Source organism: Candidatus Blochmannia festinatus (nom. nud.), assembly GCF_059936355.1.
In genome coordinates this window covers 193637-217349 of the sequence record NZ_CP012116.1, presented here as the reverse complement: position 1 = coordinate 217349, position 23713 = coordinate 193637, and the positions used below count along the sequence as shown (strand labels likewise).

The following is a 23713-nucleotide window of genomic DNA, read 5'->3' as shown; positions in this document are numbered from 1 at the left end:
ATCAAATTCAGTAATAACATTCAATATAATAAATTTTTCTATATGCATACATTATACATCATTTATTTTTATAGATACTATTTAAAATAATTTTAAATTTATTTATTAAAAATAGATTCTACAATGTTCTCAAAACACTAATTAAGTTTAACATATCCTTAGGTAATGGAGCACTCCATTGCATTTTTTGATTAGTAATCGGATGCAATAATTTTAATCTATATGAATGTAGAGCTTGTCTATTAAAATTATTCAAATAAATACTTAATTTATTAGCAGTACCCATATTCATGACAAAAGATTTTTTTAACCTCATTCCATATTTTGGATCTCCTACTAACGGATGATTAATATAAGCCATATGCACTCTAATCTGATGAGTTCGTCCTGTTTCTAATAATACTTTTACTCTACTACATGCACCACCTCCAAAAGATTCTATAACAAAATAACGAGTAATAGACGGTTTTCCAGAAGAATGAACAGTCATACAAGTTCGATTAATGGAATGTCGACGAATTGGTTTATCTATAGTTCCTGTATTATAAAAAAAATTTCCAAAAACTATTGCATCATACTCTTTTATTACTTTCTTCATTTTAAACAATTTTAATAAATTACCATATGCGAAACAAGTTTTAGCTATAATCATTAAACCAGTTGTATCTTTATCTAATCGTTGAACCATTCCTGCCCGATTTGATACTTTTAAAATTGACGGATATCGATATAATAACGCATTTAAAATAGTATTCTGATGATTTTTAGTACCAGGATGTACCACCATATTGCTTGACTTATTAATTACTAAAATGTCATTATCTTCATACACTACATTTAATGGGATATTTTGAGGAATAACGATATTATTATCACATATAACATTATCATCTATATTATTAATTTCAATCATTTCTCCAAAAATCACTTTTTTTTTGGGAAAAACAGAGACTTGATTATTAATTATTACTTTTTTATTAACAATCCAACGTTTTATTTGGGAACGAGAATATTGAGGTAAAAGCTCAGATAACACCCAATCCAATCGTTTTCCTGAATAAGCTGTTTGCACAATTATAGGTTTAATTGTTATATTATTGTATGTTTTCTCCACCATATGTTATTTTCAATAATTACAATATAAGTGTTTAAATTATTATGCATAAATATATTCTATCAATTATTAATATCAATAACAATAATCAACATTCTGCAACAAAATACATTCAAACAATCATAAGATTGTTAATACTAATACTTATAAATATTTTATTTAATACATTTAATTCAGCATCAGCATCTTATCATCAAACAACACATTGGAATTCTTATCATCTTTATAAATCTGCTCATCATAAATTACTAAACAATAATTATACAGGGGCCATCCAGGAATTATTACGTTTAAATAATTTGCATCCATTTGAACCTTATCCACAACAAATTTATTTAGATTTAATTTACGCATATTATAAATTACATGATTTCCAATCAGCAAATAATTTTATTCAACGTTTCTTACATTCATATCCTAATCATAAGTATCTAGATTATATTTTATATATGCAAGGTTTAATTAATATGCACTTAGATAAAAATAATTTTTATTTTTTCGGTAAATATTTTCATATAAATTGGTTTGATCGAAATCCAATTTACGCAAATATCGCATTTAATAGTTTTTCAAAACTTATTCGAAATTATCCTAATAGCAAATATTATGCAGATACTTATAAACGTTTAATCATCTTAAAAAATAGAATAGCCAATTATGAATTAGCTATTATTAAATTTTATAATCAAAAAAATGCTTATATATCAGTGATCATACGATCAGAAAAAATGTTGCGTTGTTATCCAGACACTCTAGCAACTTACAAAGCATTATATTATATGAAACGAGCGTATCAAAAAATACTTTTAATAGATCAAGCCAACATAATAGATAAACTCATTTCTGAAAATAAATAATATATTTTTATCCAAATTTAAACATAATATAAAAAATTATATATATGTATAATGTACATATATATATAATAATGTTTATATATATTACTATTAATAATAAATAAGTTATATTTACAATAAAAAGTAATCATGATTAAAAATAAACCAACCATAATACATATAGCATTTCTAGGTCCAAAAGGATCATACTCTCATATTGCTGCTATGAAATATGCACATTATTATTTTAATAATAAATTTATAGAATGTAGTTGTCAAAATTTCAGTGATATTTTTTATTTAGTAGAAAATCAAAAAGCTGAATATGGAATTGTACCTATCGAAAACTCTAACTCAGGATTAATTGAAGAAGTATGTGATTTATTATTACAAACTCATTTGATCTTGATTGAAGATATCACTATTCCTATACAACACCACATATTAGTAAATAACACTCAATCTTCCTTAAATGAAATTAAAACTATATATAGTCACCCGCAACCTGTTAAACAATGTAGTAAATTCTTAAAAAAAATTTCAAATTTAAAAATCACATTCTGTAAAAGTAGCTCTATTGCCATAAAAAAAGTAGCTTTTTTAAATCAACCTAACATAGCTGCCTTGGGCAGCGCACAAGGAGGAAGTTTTTATGGACTAAAACCTCTATTATTATCACCACAACAAATTATTTCTAATCACCCTTATAACTCTACTCGATTTATTATATTAAAAAATACAAAACTTTCAATCATTAATACATATCCAACATTTAAAAAAATTATGCTTATCATTTCTATTAAACACGACTTAGAAAGATTATACCATATATTAAAAATATTACAATTTTATAATATTGAGATTAAATTTTTAAGATTATGCAAATTGCTTTATAAAAATTCAGAAAATATGATTATTATTGAAATCATCACACACATGCACTATTTTTACATTCATCAAGTATTAATGAAAATTAAAAGAATTTCTAATTCACTAAAAATACTAGGATTCTATCCAAGTAAAACATCGACATAAAATGAAATTATTATATGTTAATATAATAATTAATTAAAACACTGTATATAAAATATAATTTTTCTTCTCTAAATAATAATACTCATATCAATTATATACTATCGCTCATAGTAACAATTTACTTTTTTAAATCATTAATTAGTTGTAATAATTTACAACTATCTTTAAAAAAAATATCAGCATGAATTCCTAGCCAACTTTTAATTTTATTAAATCCCTTTATGAATTCTATTTTATTATTTTGCTCTAACCATATTAATATTTGTCCTAATCTTCTATAATAACGTTTAATTAAAACAATATTGTCTTTAGATTCCATAATAATATTTGCATATAACTGAGGATCTTGATGAAATAATCTACCTATTGTTATTAACTTTAATTGAAATATTGGAGAAGAAAAAGATAAAATTTTATCTATGTCAATATTTTCTTTAAATAAATGATATCCAGTAGAGAAAGTTACTAAATGACATAAACTTTGGATAAAACTCATGTATTTATCATGTTCTTTAGGATCACAATAATACAATTTTGCACCCCATAATTGTAATTGTTTTAATAACCACTGATATGATTCAGGATAACGACCTTCACAACAGATAATAACTTGTTTTATCATATTTCCATTATCTGGAGCAAACATCGGATGTAATCCTAATACTGGTCCACTATGAATGTCCAAAATAGTTTTTAAAGATATTGTTTTAATAGAAGATAAATCTATCATTAAACAATCTTCAGGTAAAGGAGGTAATTTATTAACTATTTTATCTATCAAATGCATAGGCACACTAATGAATATAGCTCCAACATTAGTTAATATAGACTCTGCATTTGTCCAATCATCTTGATCTAATATTTTAACATGATATCCCGATAAAGTTAGCATTTTGAAAAAAAACTGACCCATTCGCCCTTTACCTCCAATTATTACAATAGAACGAAAATTTGGATATAACTTTTTAAATCCTTTTTCACTTTCATTAGCATAAGATTCTCGCATAATTCGACGTAATATATCTTCAATTACATCAGGAGAAACACCTAATTTAATTGCTTCTTTTCTTCTGCAAAATACAATTTTTTCTTCTCTTTCTGCGTCATAAATAAATAAACCAAAACGACTTTTTATTTCACCTACTTGAGAAACTAAAGAAAATCGTTTAGATAATAATTTAATTAAATCTTTATCTATTTTATCAATTTCATTTCTTAAAAAATCTAACTTTTTTTCTATCATATCGTTTAGGCTCCTGCTAAACGATATGATAGAATTGATTTTAATTCCTTATATATAAAATATAATAATTCTTGAGTTTTTTCCCAACTTATACAAGCATCAGTTACAGATATTCCATATTGTATAGAAGAAAGATTATCCAAATTTAAAGCTTGATTCCCAGAATAAAGATAACTTTCTAACATTAATCCAACAATAGAACAATTACCAAGCTTTATTTGATTGACTATAGAATTAACTACATCAATCTGTTTATTGCAATCTTTTTTAGAATTACCATGACTGCAGTCAATAACTAATGCTAATGGTAGACCTATTTCTAAAATTTTCTGCTCACAACAAACAATATTTTCTGGATAATAATTTGGATGTATTCCTCCTCTTAAAATTATATGACTATTAACATTTCCCTTAGTATTTATTATACATGCCTGTCCCATTTGATTAATACTAATGTAGCTATGAGGAATAGTTGATGCTTGTACTGCATTAATAGCATGATAAATATTACCATCAGTACTATTTTTAAAACCTACTGATGATTGAAAACCAGAAGCTATCTCTCTATGAATTTGAGATTCTGAAGTTCTAGCTCCTATGGATACCCAACTAAAAAGTTCCCCAATGTATTGTGGAAAAATTGGATTTAATACCTCAGTGGCCAAAGGTAATCCTATTTCAACTAATTTTAATAATAATCGACGTGATATTTTTAATCCAGATTCTATATCATAAGAACCATTCATATACGGATCATTAATTAAACCCTTCCATCCAGCTACAGTACGAGGTTTCTCTAAATATACACGCATCACTATATATAATTGATCCTTTAATTTTTCTGATAAAATTTTTAATTTATTAGCATAATCAAAAGCAGCGTTAGTATCATTAATTGAACAAGGACCACATATAATTAATAAACGAGAATCTTTTTTATGTATGATATTATTAATAATATTTTGAGATTGCTCAATAGTATATTGATTAGCTTCGTTTAAAGGAAATTGTAATTTTAATTGATTAGGTGTAATTATTGATTGAGTATTACAATACTGCAATTTTTTTTGATTATTTTTTTGCATATTATTACCTTGATAAAAAATATTATAACTCATAAAATAAGTAAGATTTATAATATTAAAATTATGTAATATATATTATGTACTATAATTTATTTATAATACTAATGTTAGTATTGTAAATAAATTATTGTTAATAGATTAATTAGTCATTAAATAGAAAAATTAATCTATTTGTAAAATTAGAAATCAACAATTTATATATCTCAGTACAAATAGTAAAAATATAAAAACACTTTATAATACAAATATCATGCAAAATATTTAAAATTTTTATATTTTTATATTGATAAAATTACTTAACATAACTACTTTTCTTAAAATTCTACATTAACATAAAACAATATTTGTTATCTAGAGCATAGATGACTTATTATAAATAAGTGAAATCAATAATATAACTCAAGTAAATTAATTAAAATAAATAACGAGTTTTAATTTTAGCAGACTTCCCTTGCAGATTACGCAAATAATAAAGTTTTGCTTTGCGAACCATCCCTAATTTTTTAATCCTAATATCCTTGATAATAGGAGAATATGTTTGAAATACTCGTTCTACTCCTTCTCCGCTAGCAATTTTTCTTACAGTAAAAGTAGAATGTAGTCCTCTATTTTTAATTGCAATTATTATTCCTTCAAATATTTGAAAACGTTTTTTGTTTCCTTCTTCAATAACCCATAATTTTATTTCTACTATATCTCCAGAATGAAATAGTGGTATATCTTTTTTTAACTGATTTGACTCAAATTTTTTCATTATTTCGTACATATAGCATTTCCTTTTATTTATTCATTAACGAAAACAAATATTCATTTTTGAATTCCATTAATAAATTTTGTTCTTCTTTACTAAGTTTTGATTTTTTTAATAAATCTGGTCTTTTTAACCAAGTTGCACCTAAGGATTGTTTTAATTTCCAACGAAAGATATCATAATGATTTCCAGATAATAATACTGATGGCACTCTCATTCCTTCAAAAATTTCTGGACGAGTATAATGTGGACAATCTAATCTATTTTTAAAAAAAGAATCTGATATTTTTGACTCTTGATTATTTAAAGTACCAGGTAAAACCCGAGTTATAACATCTATTAATACCATAGCTGCTAATTCTCCTCCACTTAAAATATAATCTCCTATAGACCATTCTTCATCAATTTTTATCTTTATTATCCTTTCATCAATACCTTGATATCGTCCACATACTAAAATCAAAGTTTTATTATTCTTAGCTAAATTAAACACATATTTTTGATTTAATTTTTTACCTTGAGGAGAAAGATATATTACCTTAGTGTCTGGACCTAATTCATATCTAGCTGCATCAATAGCTTCTTTCAAAGGTTTACTAGACATTAACATACCAGGACCTCCTCCATAAGGATAATCATCTACTTTTTTGTATGAATTTTCTGTAAATACTCTAGGATTCCATAACTTCATAGAAATTATACCATCACGTAAAGATCTTCCTATTACACCGTAATTTGCAACAGTTCGGCACATTTCCGGAAATAAAGTAATAATCCCAAACAACATCATAATAATAATTACTCAATATTATTGTATTATTTTTTAAATATGATATGACTGCAATCAACAGTAATAATTTTATCAACTATATTCACATCTTTAATAAATTTCTTTTCAATAAAAGGAATAAGACAATAATCCGTTTGTTTATAATAGTTACAGTTAATTTTAATCACTAATACATCATGCACAACAGCCTCTATAATACGAACAACATTTCCTAAATATTTCCCATCAATATTAATAACTTTACAATCTACTATATCCTTCCAATAATACTCATTTTCTTGATTTAATATAGGAAGATTCTTAGCATCTATAATTAAATCACATTGCGCCAATGACACTGCGATTTCTCTATTCGAAATATCAAAAATTTTGGCTATATAACTTTTATTGATAAACTTCCAACATTCTAATCTCATTAATTTCCATTTTGATTTCACAAGGATAAACCATGGACTATATTTAAAAACATCATCAATTTTTTCTGTAAATGAAATAATTTTTACCCAACCTCGAACCCCATACGCTCCTCCTATCTTTCCTACAATAATCGGATCATCAGGTGGCTTATATATTAAATTATTTTTCATAAATTATGAAATTTATACTGTGCAGTGAATTGCGTACACACTATTACTATCATAGTGACAATTTTTTTAATTTTTTTATTAATTTGTCAACTCGATTTGAAAAACTAGCTCCCTGACTTACCCAATATTGAACCCTATCTAAATCAATGCATAACTTTTTAGATATATGCAATTCAAATGGATTAAAAAAACCAACACGCTCTATAAAATACCCATCACGAGAATTCCGACTATCAGTGACAATAACGTAATAAAAAGGTTTTTTTTTAAATCCTCCACGAGATAATCTAATTCGAACCATAAACATACCTTAATTTATTTTAATACTACAATAAAAACAACAATCTATCATATTCCTATATCTGCTTCCAAATTTTATTTTTATTAATAAAACTTAATTCAGTTTTATTACACCACTACTAAACTTAAAAGTTTTATTCCGTATCATCAAAATAATTAGTAACTTTCAATTCTATTTATACTAAAATATAAACAAATCAATAATATTCTATAAAAATATCTGTATAATTTCTAAATAAAAATTTGCAAATCATATATAACAAAATTTGAAAATACAATACACCATTTTAGTAATACGTAAAAATACAATAATCATATTATTCATTATATATGATTTAATAACTACCAACATGATATAATCTCATATATACACCCGAGAGGATTTGAACCCCCGACCTCTCGGTTCGTAGCCGAGTGCTCTATCCATCTGAGCTACGGGTGTAATATCATTTACTACATTAGTAAATACATATAATAACAATTTTCATTATAAAACAGTGAGAGAGGGATTCGAACCCTCGATACAATATTTAATCATATACTCCCTTAGCAGGGGAGTGCCTTCATCCACTCGGCCATCTCACTGATATTATCTTTAATGTTTATCAATCAACTATTTTGTACACCATGTGTAAAACGGTATTACTACAAAATACATATTATCTTATATCATTACAAATGATATCATTATATGATAATAATAGTTAATTAGAAAAATATAAAAACCTGTTAATTAAAAATTATATGTTTAATTTAAAATTAATTTACTTTAACACGAAGTATGCTTTATTTTTTCATCTTGAATCTTTCGATAAATTTCTTCTCTATGTATAGAAATTTTTTTAGGAGCATTAACACCGATGCGAATTTGATTTCCTTTCACTCCTAATACTGTTACTGTAATTTCATCCCCAATAATTAAAGTTTCGCCAACTCGACGAGTCAGAATAAGCATTCTTTACTCCTTCCTTGAAAAATTAACAACAATAAACCTCAAGAGTTTCAAGTATACCACATATCTGTATACAACACTCTTCTCTTAATATTACTAAATATATATTTTATAAAAACACATCAATATAACTACTCTCTTTCTCTCTACTATATTTTAAATTCTTTATTATTGTAAAGATCATTTAATAATACCTTCATATGCATTATAAATTCAGATTTATTTATTATATTATTAATATTAGCTCGAGCAAAATCAGACCTACCACCGCCTTTTCCTCCGAATTTTCGAGTAATACAATACACTAAATCTGAAGAATTTACACGATTAAATTCAAGTAAATCTTTAGTTGCGCTCACTATTAAGTGTATTGTATTATTTATTCTAAAATTAACTAATACAATTAATCCTGATCTCAAATTATTCTTAATATACCCTAACATATTAGACATTATTTCTAACTCTACATTTTCAATCTGTTTCATTAATACTGGAATGTCCTTAATATAAAAAATATCATCATGTATTGAAGATAAAACTTTTTGAATCTCCTGTTTATTCTTAAATACTTTTATTTCTTTTTCCAATTTATTAGAATATAATTTAACATTAATTATTTTATTCAACAACTGATCATCATCAGTATTCATCGCCTGTGAAATACTTCGAATTAACATCCTTTTACATTGTATCATAAATAACGCTGATTTCTTTGTTATTGCTTCTATACGTCTTATACCAGATCCAACACCTAATTCTTTAATAATAATAAATAATCCAATTTCTCCTGTATTGTTAACATGAGTTCCAGCACACAATTCATTAGAAAAATCTCCTATCCGTATAATACGCACCTCTTTATTATACTGTTTTTTTGATAACATTATAATATTAGTATTATATACTGATTCTATTGGCATTATCTCTTCTTTTACAATTAAATTATACCAAATTTGTTCATTTATAAGACCTTCTACTGCATTTATTTGTATTGCTGACATAGCTTCATAGTGTGAAAAATCAAAACGTAAATATTTATCATTTATCAAAGATCCTTTTTGAGTAACATGAGATCCTAAAACTTTTAATAATGCTGCGTGTAATAAATGTGTAGACGAATGATTTAAACAAATTAATTTTCTCTTTAATTCATTAACCTGTGCAAAAACTTGTTCTCCAATATTAATAGTCCCGCTTTTTAATATTCCTATATGTACTATAATATTTCCATATTTTTTAGTATTTTTAACTTTAAATACTCCACCAGATTCCGTTTTCAAATAACCACAATCGCCTATCTGCCCACCTGATTGGGCATAAAAAGGAGTAAAATCTAAAATTATCATACTCTCTACATTTGAAGTAATTAATTTAACTAATTCATTATTTTGAAATAATGCAACAACTTTAGATTGATAAGTAAGATTATTATACCCTACAAAAACACTACTTATATTAATTGGTATTATAGTATTAATAGGTATCATAGAAAAACGATTTAACTGCTTCGACTGTTTTTTTTCTTCTAACATAAGACGGTCAAATTCTAATTGATCAACCTGTATATTATATCCTAGACAAATATCTTTGGTTAAATCTAATGGAAAACCATAAGTAGAATATAATTGAAAAGCTACTTTACCACTTAAAATTTTATTTGTTTTTAATTCCTTTAAAGATTTAGATAATAATTTTAATCCTTTATTTAAAGTATTTTCAAACAACTTTTCTTCATTAAATAATATTTCCTCTATCAAATCCACTTGATCATTTAAAATATTGGCAACATACTTCATGCAAGTAGCCAGAGGTACTACTAATTTATGAAAAAAAATACCATCTACTCCTAATTTTCTCCCATGAAGAACAGCTCTACGAATAATACGACGCAATACATAACCACGACCTTCATTAGCAGGAATAATCCCATCTTTAATTAAAAAAGCACAAGCACGAATATGATCCGCTATTACATACAACGATCTACTAGCAGATGTTTTAATTTTCATTACCTGAGAAATAGCAGCAATTAAATTTTTAAATACATCAATCAAATAATTACTATATACACCCTGTAATATGGAAGTAATACGTTCTAACCCCATACCTGTATCTACAGAAAACGTAGATAAAGATTCCAAATGTCCATTTAACTTTTGATTAAATTGCATAAATACTAAGTTCCAAATTTCAACATACCTTTCTCCAAATTCCGTAATATTATTAGGAGGTATTCCTGAAAAATTATTACCTAAATCATAAAAAATTTCTGAGCAAGGGCCACATGGACCAATATTACCCATTTGCCAAAAATTATCAGAATCATAAAAACTGCCATTTTTTTTACCAATTTTAACAATACGATTTTTTGAAATACCAATATGTTTTGTCCAAATATTATAGGATTCATCATCACAAATATGTGTGGTAATCCAAATCTTATCTTTAGATAAAGCAAACCAATTTGAATCAGTTAATAATTCCCAAGCAAATTCAATAGCACTATCTTTAAAGTAATCTCCAAAGCTAAAATTTCCCAACATTTCAAAAAATGTTAAATGCCTTTCAGTATAACCAATATTATTTAAATCGTTGTGTTTCCCTCCGACACGAATGCAACGTTGCGCAGTAACAGCACGTTTAAACAACGGTTTTTCTATTCCTAAAAAAATATTTTTAAACTGATTCATCCCTGAATTAGTAAATAATAATGTCTGATCATTTTCAGGTATTAAAGAACTACTAGTAACAACTTGATGTTCTTTTTTTTGAAAAAAATTTAAAAATTCTTGACGTACATCATCAATACTTTTATACATACATATTCCATCAAACACTATTTACATTCGTAATTTAATATTACATTAAAAAATTAACACCACACAATAGATAACATTATTTTATTTATCATAAATAATTCCATTACTATTATTAAAATTGATACTTTATAACAATAACGTAATAATTCTTTTTTTCTTTAATAAGACTACCACATATATTTATATATGTATTTTATTTATATTAATATTTAGGAGATATAAAAAATAAAGGGTTAACAGATTTTCCTTTATATCTAATCTCAAAATGTAATTTCACTTCATTTGTTCCACTATATCCCATAGTAGCAATTTGCTCGCCTGCTTTCACTTGTTGTTTTTCAATAACTAAAACTCTATTATTATGAGCATAAGCACTTAAATAATTATCATTATGCTTGATAATTATTAAATTACCATAGCCTTTCAATATATTTCCTACATATATTACTTTCCCTGTATTTGAAGCTAAAACAGGTTGATCAAATACTCCAGATATATCAATTCCTTTATTACCTCCTTCACAATCAGAAAAATTATTAATCACTTTCCCCAAAGTAGGCCAACTCCAACAACAAGAAAATATGGTTTTTTCATCAGATTTTTTAAAATAATTCATTACATGTTCCATTATATTGAAACTACATATTTTAAGGCTCATAATCAAAAATGATAAATCTTTTTTTTTTATTTCATTTTTAATATATCGAAATGATGATTTGATAATATTTCGTTGTACTTTTATAGATTGACCTACTTTCAACATATGAATATTACTAATATTATTTTTCTTTGCTAAATCTAAATAATTATTCCCAGTTATCCAGGCTATATAGAATAAAGTATCTCCAGGTTTTATTGTATATGAAATTTTTTTATATGATCCATAATTTATATTATTATATTCACGAACAACGCTACGTTTTTCATTTTTATTATATAATTTCCATTGTTCAATATTAGATGCATATGTAATAATATTAAATTGCATATAATATGGAATATAAAAATCCAAATTAATATTTAAATCAATATATTTTGTAAAAAAGGTGACAACTACTATCTTGAACACCATTAAAATCTCATCTAACATATTAAATTACTTAGCCCCTATTCCCTTCTAAAAATTAAAAACATTTCTTTTAAGATACAAATAAATCATATATTTCTATTTTGATTCTAATATACTTAAATAATTAATGCATTTTATTCAAAATCTAATATAAATCTAAATTTATCCTGACAAATAAAAATTTTATAATTTGTTGTTATATTTTTATTACAAAATAACTAATATATGTAACATAGAGATATAAGATAAAAATTTTTATAGTACACAACATCACCATACATCTTAATCTACTAAGATAATATGTATGCACAGATAAGTTAAAAACAATTTATTTTAAGTGCTATCATAAAATAATAAACAAAATATTTATTTCCTACTTAAACTAGAAGACAAATTATTATATATTAATTAAATACTAATATATAAAATTAGCGTGTAATCACTTGAGTACATTTTCAATTCATTAAATTACTCAATCATTTTGTTATAGAATATATATATCATTTTAACTATTGTTTTTTTAATAAAACTACTGCAGTACACGCAATACCTTCAGAACGCCCAATACATCCTAAAACTTCTGTAGTAGTGGCTTTTATATTGATATCAGACAATACACAATTTAAATCTTTTGTAAGATAATGAATCATTTGGGGAATATATTTTTTTATTTTAGGTCTTTGCAGAATTATAGTAATATCTATATTTCCTAATAAGTATCCTTGATCAACAATTTTATTCCATACTATACGTAATAAACTTCGACTATTTGCATTATCATACTGATTATCAGTATCTGGAAATAATGTTCCAATATCTCTATTAGAAGTAGCTCCAAGTAATGCATCCATAACAGCATGCATAACCACATCTCCATCTGAATGAGCTACCAAATTCTTTTCAAAAGGAATAAATACACCTCCAATAATTAAAGGACGACATCCACCAAACCTATGTATATCAAATCCATATCCAATACGCATATCTTTTAAAATATTTTATTTTTATTATATATTTCAGATAAATAAAATCTAGCTAATTTTAAATCATCCTTATAAGTAACCTTAATATTATCTGTCCTTCCTCTTACCAAAACAGAAGTATACCCACAATATTCCATAGCTGAAGCTTCATCAGGAACAATTATTTTATTTTTTAAAGCTTTTCTTAGACTTTTTTTTAAAAGATCATAATTAAATAATTGAGGAGTTAAAGAATTCCATAAATTATCTCGATTAATAGTATATTGAATAAAATCAGCATCAATATAAGCCCTCTTTATTGTATTAGAAACAGGAGTTGCTAAAATACCCCCTATCTGAGAAAACTGTGTAATTCTAAATAAACGTAATAAATCTTGACGATGTAAACAAGGTCGAACTGCATCATGTATCACTACCCACATTGTATTTTTTACGCATTTTAATCCGGCCATAACAGAATCAGCTCTAGTTTTTCCACCAGTTACAACACTAATTCTAGAATCATAAGATATAGGTAATTTATTAAACCAATTGTCATTATAATTAATAACTACTATACAATGTTTAATATTAGATTCATTTAATAATGCATTTATTGAATGCTCAATCAATGTTTTCTTTCTAATAATACAATACTGTTTTGGTGGAAATATATTCATACGCATTCCTACACCTGCTGCAGGAAGAATAGCAGTCATATCTGGAAAATTATTCATTATTATAACTAAACACACATGTTTACATTAATAAATACATTAAAAATTATTAAATTCACTAAATAATATAAAAATTAACAATCACATTTAATATAATAAAAAATTTCATTTTTTTTAATCATACCTAAATCATATCTTGCATACTCTTCAATTAATTCATATCCATGAATTAAATTATGAATTTCTAGTAATAATTGATTATTACGAATCTTCATTTGATTGATATTATTAATATTACTATAACATTGATTTTCATCATAAACAGTAATGTAATCTAAAATTCCATTTTTACCTAACCATAAAGAATATTGTATCCAAATTAATACCATTCCTAATACACAATTATTTATTTTTTTACAATTCATCACTAACGTCATCGTGCCTTATAATTAACTTAAAGAAAATATGTTATCGTAAAATATTAATTAAATTGAATATACACACTTACTTTTTAAAGATAAACTATTATTTATACAATGTATAAATATATCGACATTATCTCCTGTATTATATACAAAGAACTAAGAAAAAATTTTTAAAATTACAGTATTAAATAACTGGTTAATTAATTCTTGTGTAGTCTTTTTTCCATCTAAATAAATATCCGGTTGTTCAGGAAATTCATACGGATCATCTATACCAGTAAAATTCTTTATTTTTCCTTCTTGAACTTGATTATATAAATTTTTAGGATCCCTATTTTTACAAACTTTAATGGGAGTATCAATAAAAATTTCCAAAAAACAATCTTTTAAAAACATATTACGTATCATTTTTCGTTCAGAACGATATGGAGAAATAAACGCAGCCAAAACTACTAATCCAGCATCAAACATTAACCAAGCTACCTCTCCTGCTCTACGTATATTTTCACATCTATCCCGATAGTTAAATGACAAATCACTACATAACCCGTACCTAACATTATCTCCATCTAAAACATAAGTACTCACTCCGTTATAATACAATCTTTCTTCTAAAAGAGCAGCTAAAGTTGATTTTCCAGACCCTGATAAACCAGTAAACCACAACACCATAGCCCGATGCTTATGTAATTTTTCTTTATTTTTTCTATTAATACAATAAAAATTCCAACTAATATTTCTATTAGTAATATGACTATAATTTTTATTAATCATATCATCAACATACTCCATTATTATTTAAATTAAGATAAATCATGAATATTCCAATGAGGAAAATGAAACCGAATTAACGCATGTAAAGCTAATTCAAATTCACTATATTTTTTATTATTTGATTTAATTAATTGATGAATTTTAAAATTTTTTACCATTCCTGCACCAACTGTATCATTACTTAAAATATCAATAAAAATCATACTACCGGTTACTGGATATTGAGAATATTTATCTAATATTACTGGTTCTTCAAATAATAATTCTATTACTCCAATTCCATTATATGATATTTCATCATTTTTTTGATTAGCAAAAGTATGCATATCTATTGTATAATAGATATCTTTTATTCGAACTCTATGAAATTTAGCAGTCATTTTCACATCAAAATATTGATCTTTTTTTAAAGCATCTTTTTTCATCCAAATAACATCCACTACTGCGCTTTCTATAGAATTTATTTTTTCATTGCCATCAATTAATACATCTCCTTTACTGACGTCAATATCATCCGTTAAAGTAACTGTTATTGCTTCTCCTGCTATAGAATTAACTTGATTCTTATTAAAATTAAAAATTTGTTTAATATAAGAAGTTTCATTTGATGGAAATACCCTAATTTGCTGACCTCTATACAAACTTCCCGAAGCAATAGTTCCAGAATACCCTCTAAAATTTAATTTATCACGAATTACATACTGTATTGGTAACCGTAATTTCCGATTGTTAATCTCTACAATAGAATGGATTTCAATATTATCTAATATATCAAATAACGTAAGCCCATCATACCATTTCATATTTTTTGAAGAAAAAACAACATTATCACCATCTAAAGCAGATATTGGAACAAATTTCATATCAATATCTGCAGATAAACCATGACTAATCTTTAAACACTTCTCACAAATATCTTGAAATATTTTATGGTCATAATTTACTAAATCCATTTTATTTATTCCCACAACTACAGTTCTAATTCCCATTAAAAAACTAACAAACAAATGACGTCTAGTTTGCTTTCGTATTCCTTTACATGCATCAACTAATAATACAGCTAAATTACTATTAGAAGCACCAGTAACCATATTTCTTGTATATTCTTCATGTCCAGGAGTATCAATAATAATAAATTTACGATTTTTTGAAGAAAAATAACGATATGCAACATCTATAGTAATTCCTTGCATACGTTCTAATTGTAATCCATCTACTAGCAAAGATAGATCTATTTTGTTTTCATGAACTCCAAATTGATTATTATCTAAATACAAACTATTCAATTGATCATCATAAATGTGCTGAGTATCATGTAATAAACGACCAATCAAAGTACTTTTACCATCATCTACACTACCACACATTAAAAATCTCAATAACGTTTTATTTTGTTGGGTATATAAATAATTTTCTATACCTCCACAATCAATAATTTCTTGTTCTAAAATACTTAACATTTTTATCCCTTTTAAAAATAACCTTGACGCTTTTTTGTTTCCATAGATCCAGTCTGATCAAAATCAATAACTCGACCAGAACGCTCACTTTTAGTAGACAATAACATTTCTTTAATAACCATAGGAAGTGTTTCTGCTTGAGATTTTATTGCTCCAGTTAATGGCCAACAACCTAATGTTCGAAATCGAATCATACTATTTTTTATAATTTCTCCAGATTGTAGCTTAATTCGATCATCATCTACCATAATTAAATTACCATCTCTATTTAATACAGGCCTACTTTTAGCTAAATACAATGGAACAATATCAATTTTTTCAAAAAAAATATATTGCCAAATATCCAATTCTGTCCAATTAGATAAAGGAAAAACACGAATACTTTCACCTACATTAATTCTCCCATTATACTTAGACCATAATTCAGGACGTTGATTTTTAGGATTCCAAGAATGAAATTTATCTCTAAAAGAAAAAATTCGTTCTTTAGATCGAATTTTTTCTTCATCACGACGAGCTCCACCAAACGCAGCATCAAACCCATATTTACTTAAAGCTTTTTTTAAACTCTCCGTTTTCATAATACTTGTATATTTTTCGCTTCCATGAATAAAAGGATTAATCCCCATCGATATACCTTCTTGATTTTTATAAATCAGTAAATCCACACCATCAGATTTAGCTATACTATCACGAAAAATATACATATCACGAAACTTCCACCCAGTATCTATGTGTAATAAAGGAAACGGTAATTTAGAACAAGGATAAAATGCTTTTTTCGCTAAATGCAGCATTACAGAGGAATCTTTCCCAATAGAATATAACATAACAGGATTACGAAATTCAGAAACCACTTCACGAATAATATAAATACTTTCTGATTCTAATTGATTTAAATAAGTAACACATTTTTGATTTTGAAGCATAATGCATATTACCTTTTAATATGTCTTTTAACTAAAAATTTATTAATACTATAATTTAATTTACACTTGGTCCAAACCAACTAAATTTTTTATAAAAAGATACAACCTCCCCTATAATTAATAACACTGGTTGTTTTGCTAAAAACATAAGCTTTTCTAATTCTATTAATTTACCTATTAAAACTGTTTGATCAATATATGTTCCTCTACTAATTATAGCTACAGGAGTATCGATATGTCTTCCATTGAAAATAAGGTTTTTACTAATATTTAAGATATTAAGTTTTCCCATATATATCACTATAGTTTGATAGTTATCTGATAATGCGCCCCAATTAATTTGATAATGATCATTATTTTGCTTGTGGCCAGTAATAAAAGTAACACTATGAGCATATTTCCGATGAGTCAATGGTATGCCAGCATACGCTGCCACTCCAATTGCTGCCGTAATTCCCGGCACTACTTGAAATTTAATACCAGCTTTAGATATTGCTTGTAATTCCTCTCCTCCACGACCAAATATAAATGAATCCCCCCCTTTTAATCTAACGACACTATTGCCCTTTCGTGCTAATTGAATTATAAAATCGTTTAAGTGTTCTTGAGAAATTGAATGTTGATTTGCAGATTTTCCAACATAAATTTTATCCGCATCTCTACGTGCTAAATCTAAAATATCTGGATTAACTAAATTATCATATAATATAAAATCTGCCTGTTGCAGGACTTGTAATCCTCGAATAGTCAATAATTCTTTATCTCCTGGACCAGCCCCTACTAAAGATACGCTTCCTTGCTTTTTCATATTCAGTTTACTTACTTTAATGGCATTCTGTATAATACGATTTGCTTGATTAAATTTCTTTTTGTCTATTAGTAATAAAACTCGCCCACTATAAAATAAATTTTCCCAAAATTGTCGCCTACATGATACATTTTTAATATACTTTTTTACCTTATTGCGCCACATACCTGCTAATGCTGATAAACGCCCAATAGATACAGGTATTAGTGACTCTAATTTTTCTCTCAATATACGCACTAATATAGGGGCTGTACCACAAGAAGAAACACTTATTATAATTGGGGAACGATCAACAATAGCCGGAAAAATACAGGAACACTTAGATTGATCATCTACAGTATTAATTAAAATATGACGTTTTTTAGCATGCTTAAAGATCATAGCGTTCAATAAAGTATTATTTGTTGCTACAATAATTAAAAACATATCATCTAACATGGAAGGGTGAAATGTTTTTCCAATCCAAATTATTTTTTTAGAGAATAAAACTCTTTTTAAGTTAGGACATAATGTATGTGCCACAATATGGACAATTGCCCCCACCCTTTGTAACATTTGTATTTTTCGAAAAGCAACCACACCTCCTCCGACTACCAAAACGGATTTATTATTTAAATCAATAAATAATGGTAAATATTTCACAAAATTATGCTTAATAAAAACAACATGAAAAATAATTACAAATATATTTTTTGAAAAATCGAAATTTTAATTATTCTATTTCCCATAAACAAAAAAAATTTTAAAAATTAACTTTCATCAAAAAGATGTAAACCACATTCACGTTTCAACCCAAAAAACCGAGTTTCCTCATCTTTCATACCTGGTGTTTTTTTTACAGTAGTATGAATATCTCCTACTGATACATATCCCTGAGTCCATAATGGATTATATTCTAAATTATATTGTTTAATATATTGATGCATTCGAGTGTCATTCCAATCAATAATAGGCAAAAATTTAAATACATTATTTTGAACAGCCATAATAGTTAAATTACTACGACTATTTGACTGTGTTCTTCTTAATCCTGCTAACCAAACATTTACTTTAAGTTTTTTAAGAGCATACTGCATAGGCTTTACTTTATTAATAAAATTATATTTCTGAATTCCTTCTATACCTTGTTCCCACAATTTTCCATAACGAGCTTCCTGCCATGCAGAAGATCTATTAGAACGAAAAACATGCAAATTTAATTTCATTTTTTCTGTCAATCGATCAACAAAACGATACGTTTCTGGAAATAAATAACCTGTATCAATTAAAATAACAGGAATATTAGGAAAATAATGAGTCACTATATGTAAACTCACAGATGAATAAATACCAAAACTTGAAGACAATATAATAGATCCACTAGATAAAAATTGCACAGCCCATTCCATTCTATCTTCTACTGTTAATGATTCTAAATATTTATTTACTTCACATAACAACACTTCTTGTTTACTTAAAGTGAATGTTTTAAATTCCTTAATATTCCAATAATACTTATCAAAATTGACTAATTTTTCATATATCATAAATAAAAATCTTCTTCAGAGTTTAAAACAGGTCGAATAATTCCTGATCTTATTACATAATCACCATAAGATTCTTGAGCATATCTGTCTTTCGCCCACAAACCAATACTCCAATTTAAAATATTTAAAATTTCCTCTTCTGAAATATTTTCTTTATATAAACGAGGAATCCGAGTACCTAATTTATCTCCTCCTAAATATAAATTATAACGACCAATTCCTCTGCCCGTTAGTCCTATTTCTGATAACATCGCTCGTGCACAACCATTTGCACATCCTGTCACTCTCAAAATAATTGAATCTTTTTTAAGATTATATCGCAACATAATATGTTCTACTTTAGTAATAAAATCTGGCAAAAACCGTTCTGCTTCTGCCATTGCTAATGGACATGTTGGCAAAGCCACGCATGCCATAGATGATTTTCGTTGAGGCGTTATAGATGAATTATCTAATAATTCATACTTTTTTACTAAATCTTCAATAATATTTTTCTTATCTTCATGTATTTCAGAAATAATTAAATTTTGATTAGTAGTAATTCTAAAAGAACCTAAATGCGCTTTTGCAACTTCTGCTAATCCATCTTTTAAAAATTTGTCAGATGAATTAAATATTCTTCCATTTTCAATAAATAACGTAAGATTCCAATAATCTTTATTAATACCTTGAATCCATCCAAATCGATCTCCTCTTTCAGTAAATTTATATGAACGTGTTGGAAGAAAATTTAACTTAGATCGATTCTCTATTTCTTTTTTAAAAACATCCACTCCTACTTTTACTAAAGTGTATTTTGTTTTAGCATGTTTACGATTAGATCGATCACCCCAATCTCTTTGTATTGTGATAACTGCTTCAATAACTTTTAAAATATTTTTTTCGTCAATATAACCAAATTCAGTAGCTTTTCTAGGATACGTAGTTTTATCCCCATAGGTCATAGATAAACCTCCACCTACTAAAACATTAAAACCAACAAGATTTCCAATCTCATCTGAAATAGCTATAAGACCAAGATCATTGGCATAAACATCTACATCATTAAGCGGAGGAATGGCTATTGCTATTTTAAATTTTCGAGGTAAATATGTATTGCCTAAAATAGGCTCTGACTCTATATACTCAGTTTTTTGCTCATTCAGCCAAATTTCTGCATATGCTTTAGATCTAGGTAATAAATATTCTGAAATTTTTTTTGATAATTCCCATACTTGATGATGAATTTTAGATTCCATTGGGTTAGCGGTACATATTATATTTCGATTAACATCTCCGGCAGTAGCAATAGAATCTAAACCTAATTTATTTAATAATTTATGTACCATTTTCAATTTTGGTTTTAATAAACCATGTAATTGAAAAGTTTGTCTATTAGTTAATCTAATAGTTCCGTATAACGTATATTGATTTGAAAAATTATGAATAGCTAACCACTGTTTTGATGTAATCACCCCTCCTGGAAGACGACAACGTAGCATTATATTAATTAATGGCTCTAACTTCTGATTCATTCTCTCTAAACGAACATCCCGATCATCTTGTTGATACATTCCATGAAACTTAATTAATTGCATATTATCTGCACTAAATCCACCTGTTAAATTATTATCTAAGTCTGTTTCAATAGTTCCTCTTAAAAAATTACTATCTTTTTTTATGCGTTCATTATCAGATAATACGGTCTTATTATTATTATTTTTTAATATTGCCATTAGTATACATCCCTTTGATAACGATGTTGTATTCTCATATCATCCCAAAAATCATTTGCTCGACTTGTATTCATCTTACCATATTTCAATGCTATTGAAATTAAAGCCTGTTCTACATCTCGAGCCATACCTTTTGCATCACCACATACATAAACATGGGCTCCTCCTTTAATCCAATTCCATAACTCATAACCATTCTCCAATACTTTGTTTTGTATATAAACCTTATAATTTTGATCTCTGGACCAAGCTGTATTAATCTTATTAAGAAGACCTGCTTTCGCATAACGTTTCCATTCAGTTTGATATAAAAAATCATCAATAAATTTTAAATTACCAAAAAAAAGCCAATTTCTCCCCATTGATCGATCTAATGCTCGTTGCTGCATGAACGCACGAAATGGTGCAATTCCTGTGCCTGCTCCAATCATAATTATCGAAACATTACAATCTATAGGTAATCTAAAATTGTTATTAGGTTCAACAAAAATACGTATTTTATCATTTTCTTTTAAACGATCTACTAAATAACTGCTAGCTCCTCCTGATCTTAATCGACCATTAATTTCGTAGCGTACTACACCAACAGTGATATGTATTTCTTCTCCTACTTCCGATTGAGCAGATGCAATAGAATAAAATCTAGGCTGCATAGGACGTAGAGCCTGTAATAAATTTTTAGCTGATAATGTAATAGATATATTTCGAATCATTTCAATAATAGGTGTTTTTAAAATAAACATCCTTAATTGTTTCTTATCTGTTATTAAATTTAACAACATCTTATCTTGAGTAATAATGGCTATTTTTTCTACAAATATAGAAGTATTTTGTGTTAACTCATAATGATGTTTTAATGCTTCATGCAAAACCATGGATTGACCCTTAACATTTACCTGTTCATAACCTGTTAATTTTAATAATCCTAACAATTCATCAACAAGATTATGATCATTTTCATACCATACCCCTAATGCATCGCCTGGTGTATACAATACATTAGAACCAGTAATATCTAATTCTAAATGATGTATATCTTTTATTGAATTACGACTGGTGATTTTTTGTCTACTCAATAAACTTGCAGTAAAAGGAAATTTTTTGCAATAATTGGAATTACTGTAATTATCTTTTGATGCCAAAACAGTATCTTCTCGCGTCTTTGTATCAGAAGATTGATTTAATACTGAAAAACTAGAAATAATTTTATTTTTAAATAACTTAACTACTTCCTGTCTCCATATATCAGCAGAATCTTTAAAATCTATATCTAAATCAACTCGATCATATAATCTAGTTGCTCCTAATTCTTCAAATCGCTGATCAAAATCTTTACCAGCTTTAGCAAAATGCTCATAAGATCGATCACCTAATCCTAATACGATAAAACTAGTTCTTTCCATTCTAGCTGATTTTTTAGAAAATAAATATTTATATAGCGGTATTGCTTCCTCTGGAGGTTCACCCTCTCCATATGTAGATATAATAAAAATTAACAATTTTACTTCAGAAATTTTTTTAAATTCATAATCTCTTACACTAAATAAAGTTGAATTCAATCCAGATTTTATTAAGTCTTTGTGTAATTGTTGTGCTATTTGATTAGAATTTCCGGTCTGAGAAGCAGATATAATAACAATATTATCAGTCTTTTGAACAATACATTTTGATGACATTGATTCTTTGTTAGAAACACTAGCAATAATTTCATCTTTAGATTGTTTAAAATTTAACAGTCCGAATAAATATCCAGATACCCAAATTAACTGCTCTCTAGATAATACATCCAATATTGATTTTAAACGATTTAATTGCTCTGGAGTTAAGATAGTCATATATATTATTCAATTATATAT

Annotated in this window: 22 protein-coding genes and 2 tRNA genes; 2 read left to right on the top strand and 22 right to left on the bottom strand. The window is 26.4% G+C overall.

All coding sequences use genetic code 11. The features are described from left to right. Positions 1–118: 118 nt before the first annotated feature. Positions 119–1117 (bottom strand): 23S rRNA pseudouridine(1911/1915/1917) synthase RluD, encoded by a 999-nt coding sequence (rluD, locus tag Bfest607_RS00925; protein ID WP_500838446.1) that lies wholly within the window; start codon positions 1115–1117, stop codon positions 119–121. Positions 1118–1158: 41 nt separating this feature from the next. Between rluD and bamD the strand changes: the two genes are divergently transcribed. Both bamD and Bfest607_RS00915 read left to right on the top strand, forming a co-directional pair. Further along, positions 1159–1971: an outer membrane protein assembly factor BamD gene (bamD, locus tag Bfest607_RS00920; protein ID WP_500838445.1), complete on the top strand. Its 813-nt coding sequence runs from the start codon at positions 1159–1161 to the stop codon at positions 1969–1971. A gap of 129 nt (positions 1972–2100) precedes the next feature. Then, on the top strand, positions 2101–2985 hold the full coding sequence (locus tag Bfest607_RS00915; protein ID WP_500838444.1) for a prephenate dehydratase domain-containing protein: 885 nt from the start codon (positions 2101–2103) through the stop codon (positions 2983–2985). 118 nt (positions 2986–3103) lie between these two features. Here the strand turns inward: Bfest607_RS00915 and tyrA are convergent, their stop codons facing one another. The 21 genes from tyrA to Bfest607_RS00810 all read right to left on the bottom strand — a co-directional run bounded on the left by tyrA (position 3104) and on the right by Bfest607_RS00810 (position 23692). Continuing rightward, positions 3104–4225, bottom strand: a complete 1122-nt coding sequence (tyrA, locus tag Bfest607_RS00910) for a bifunctional chorismate mutase/prephenate dehydrogenase (RefSeq protein ID WP_500838573.1) — start codon at positions 4223–4225, stop codon at positions 3104–3106. An 8-nt stretch (positions 4226–4233) separates the two neighbouring features. Next, positions 4234–5313, bottom strand: a complete 1080-nt coding sequence (locus Bfest607_RS00905) for a 3-deoxy-7-phosphoheptulonate synthase (protein WP_500838443.1) — start codon at positions 5311–5313, stop codon at positions 4234–4236. A gap of 412 nt (positions 5314–5725) precedes the next feature. After that, entirely contained in the window at positions 5726–6079 is a 354-nt protein-coding gene (gene rplS, locus Bfest607_RS00900) for a 50S ribosomal protein L19 (RefSeq protein WP_500838442.1), read from the bottom strand. A 13-nt stretch (positions 6080–6092) separates the two neighbouring features. Continuing rightward, a complete protein-coding gene (trmD, locus tag Bfest607_RS00895) occupies positions 6093–6851 on the bottom strand; it encodes a tRNA (guanosine(37)-N1)-methyltransferase TrmD (protein ID WP_500838572.1) in 759 nt (252 codons plus the stop codon). A 29-nt stretch (positions 6852–6880) separates the two neighbouring features. Continuing rightward, a complete protein-coding gene (rimM, locus tag Bfest607_RS00890; RefSeq protein ID WP_500838441.1) occupies positions 6881–7441 on the bottom strand; it encodes a ribosome maturation factor RimM in 561 nt (186 codons plus the stop codon). Positions 7442–7490: 49 nt separating this feature from the next. After that, positions 7491–7742, bottom strand: coding sequence for a 30S ribosomal protein S16 (gene rpsP / locus Bfest607_RS00885; RefSeq protein ID WP_500838440.1), 252 nt, complete (start codon positions 7740–7742; stop codon positions 7491–7493). A gap of 367 nt (positions 7743–8109) precedes the next feature. Then, positions 8110–8183, bottom strand: a tRNA-Arg gene (locus Bfest607_RS00880). Between the two features lie 53 nt (positions 8184–8236). Further along, positions 8237–8326, bottom strand: a tRNA-Ser gene (locus tag Bfest607_RS00875). A gap of 184 nt (positions 8327–8510) precedes the next feature. After that, positions 8511–8696 carry a carbon storage regulator CsrA gene (gene csrA / locus Bfest607_RS00870; protein ID WP_500838439.1) on the bottom strand — a complete coding sequence of 62 codons (186 nt, stop codon included), beginning with the start codon at positions 8694–8696 and terminating at the stop codon, positions 8511–8513. 146 nt (positions 8697–8842) lie between these two features. After that, complete coding sequence (gene alaS, locus Bfest607_RS00865; RefSeq protein WP_500838438.1) at positions 8843–11512, bottom strand: alanine--tRNA ligase; 2670 nt, start codon at positions 11510–11512, stop codon at positions 8843–8845. Positions 11513–11714: 202 nt separating this feature from the next. Then, positions 11715–12602, bottom strand: a complete 888-nt coding sequence (locus Bfest607_RS00860; protein ID WP_500838437.1) for a peptidoglycan DD-metalloendopeptidase family protein — start codon at positions 12600–12602, stop codon at positions 11715–11717. A 488-nt stretch (positions 12603–13090) separates the two neighbouring features. After that, positions 13091–13564 (bottom strand): 2-C-methyl-D-erythritol 2,4-cyclodiphosphate synthase, encoded by a 474-nt coding sequence (gene ispF, locus Bfest607_RS00855; protein ID WP_500838436.1) that lies wholly within the window; start codon positions 13562–13564, stop codon positions 13091–13093. 5 nt (positions 13565–13569) lie between these two features. Continuing rightward, complete coding sequence (gene ispD / locus Bfest607_RS00850) at positions 13570–14286, bottom strand: 2-C-methyl-D-erythritol 4-phosphate cytidylyltransferase (RefSeq protein ID WP_500838571.1); 717 nt, start codon at positions 14284–14286, stop codon at positions 13570–13572. Between the two features lie 68 nt (positions 14287–14354). Then, complete coding sequence (locus tag Bfest607_RS00845; protein ID WP_500838435.1) at positions 14355–14657, bottom strand: septum formation initiator family protein; 303 nt, start codon at positions 14655–14657, stop codon at positions 14355–14357. 144 nt (positions 14658–14801) lie between these two features. Then, a complete protein-coding gene (gene cysC, locus Bfest607_RS00840; protein WP_500838434.1) occupies positions 14802–15419 on the bottom strand; it encodes an adenylyl-sulfate kinase in 618 nt (205 codons plus the stop codon). Between the two features lie 29 nt (positions 15420–15448). Beyond that, positions 15449–16879: a sulfate adenylyltransferase subunit CysN gene (cysN, locus tag Bfest607_RS00835; protein WP_500838433.1), complete on the bottom strand. Its 1431-nt coding sequence runs from the start codon at positions 16877–16879 to the stop codon at positions 15449–15451. 11 nt (positions 16880–16890) lie between these two features. Beyond that, positions 16891–17808: a sulfate adenylyltransferase subunit CysD gene (cysD, locus tag Bfest607_RS00830; protein WP_500838432.1), complete on the bottom strand. Its 918-nt coding sequence runs from the start codon at positions 17806–17808 to the stop codon at positions 16891–16893. 55 nt (positions 17809–17863) lie between these two features. Beyond that, positions 17864–19258, bottom strand: coding sequence for a siroheme synthase CysG (gene cysG / locus Bfest607_RS00825; protein ID WP_500838431.1), 1395 nt, complete (start codon positions 19256–19258; stop codon positions 17864–17866). Between the two features lie 107 nt (positions 19259–19365). Then, positions 19366–20142 carry a phosphoadenylyl-sulfate reductase gene (locus Bfest607_RS00820; RefSeq protein WP_500838430.1) on the bottom strand — a complete coding sequence of 259 codons (777 nt, stop codon included), beginning with the start codon at positions 20140–20142 and terminating at the stop codon, positions 19366–19368. Next, on the bottom strand, positions 20139–21857 hold the full coding sequence (cysI, locus tag Bfest607_RS00815) for an assimilatory sulfite reductase (NADPH) hemoprotein subunit (RefSeq protein WP_500838429.1): 1719 nt from the start codon (positions 21855–21857) through the stop codon (positions 20139–20141). The genes Bfest607_RS00820 and cysI overlap by 4 nt, the downstream gene beginning before the upstream one ends. Next, positions 21857–23692: an assimilatory sulfite reductase (NADPH) flavoprotein subunit gene (locus Bfest607_RS00810; RefSeq protein ID WP_500838428.1), complete on the bottom strand. Its 1836-nt coding sequence runs from the start codon at positions 23690–23692 to the stop codon at positions 21857–21859. The genes cysI and Bfest607_RS00810 overlap by 1 nt, the downstream gene beginning before the upstream one ends. Positions 23693–23713 lie beyond the last annotated feature (21 nt).

What these genes read in the sequence shown, in the direction of transcription:
- rluD (WP_500838446.1), bottom strand. Translation starts at nt 1,117, where the DNA reads ATGGTGGAGAAAACATACAATAATATAACAATTAAACCTATAATTGTG.
- bamD (WP_500838445.1), top strand. Translation starts at nt 1,159, where the DNA reads ATGCATAAATATATTCTATCAATTATTAATATCAATAACAATAATCAA.
- Bfest607_RS00915 (WP_500838444.1), top strand. Translation starts at nt 2,101, where the DNA reads ATGATTAAAAATAAACCAACCATAATACATATAGCATTTCTAGGTCCA.
- Bfest607_RS00905 (WP_500838443.1), bottom strand. Translation starts at nt 5,313, where the DNA reads ATGCAAAAAAATAATCAAAAAAAATTGCAGTATTGTAATACTCAATCA.
- rplS (WP_500838442.1), bottom strand. Translation starts at nt 6,079, where the DNA reads ATGTACGAAATAATGAAAAAATTTGAGTCAAATCAGTTAAAAAAAGAT.
- trmD (WP_500838572.1), bottom strand. Translation starts at nt 6,851, where the DNA reads ATGTTGTTTGGGATTATTACTTTATTTCCGGAAATGTGCCGAACTGTT.
- rimM (WP_500838441.1), bottom strand. Translation starts at nt 7,441, where the DNA reads ATGAAAAATAATTTAATATATAAGCCACCTGATGATCCGATTATTGTA.
- rpsP (WP_500838440.1), bottom strand. Translation starts at nt 7,742, where the DNA reads ATGGTTCGAATTAGATTATCTCGTGGAGGATTTAAAAAAAAACCTTTT.
- csrA (WP_500838439.1), bottom strand. Translation starts at nt 8,696, where the DNA reads ATGCTTATTCTGACTCGTCGAGTTGGCGAAACTTTAATTATTGGGGAT.
- alaS (WP_500838438.1), bottom strand. Translation starts at nt 11,512, where the DNA reads ATGTATAAAAGTATTGATGATGTACGTCAAGAATTTTTAAATTTTTTT.
- Bfest607_RS00860 (WP_500838437.1), bottom strand. Translation starts at nt 12,602, where the DNA reads ATGTTAGATGAGATTTTAATGGTGTTCAAGATAGTAGTTGTCACCTTT.
- ispF (WP_500838436.1), bottom strand. Translation starts at nt 13,564, where the DNA reads ATGCGTATTGGATATGGATTTGATATACATAGGTTTGGTGGATGTCGT.
- Bfest607_RS00845 (WP_500838435.1), bottom strand. Translation starts at nt 14,657, where the DNA reads ATGACGTTAGTGATGAATTGTAAAAAAATAAATAATTGTGTATTAGGA.
- cysC (WP_500838434.1), bottom strand. Translation starts at nt 15,419, where the DNA reads ATGATTAATAAAAATTATAGTCATATTACTAATAGAAATATTAGTTGG.
- cysN (WP_500838433.1), bottom strand. Translation starts at nt 16,879, where the DNA reads ATGTTAAGTATTTTAGAACAAGAAATTATTGATTGTGGAGGTATAGAA.
- cysD (WP_500838432.1), bottom strand. Translation starts at nt 17,808, where the DNA reads ATGCTTCAAAATCAAAAATGTGTTACTTATTTAAATCAATTAGAATCA.
- Bfest607_RS00820 (WP_500838430.1), bottom strand. Translation starts at nt 20,142, where the DNA reads ATGATATATGAAAAATTAGTCAATTTTGATAAGTATTATTGGAATATT.
- cysI (WP_500838429.1), bottom strand. Translation starts at nt 21,857, where the DNA reads ATGGCAATATTAAAAAATAATAATAATAAGACCGTATTATCTGATAAT.
- Bfest607_RS00810 (WP_500838428.1), bottom strand. Translation starts at nt 23,692, where the DNA reads ATGACTATCTTAACTCCAGAGCAATTAAATCGTTTAAAATCAATATTG.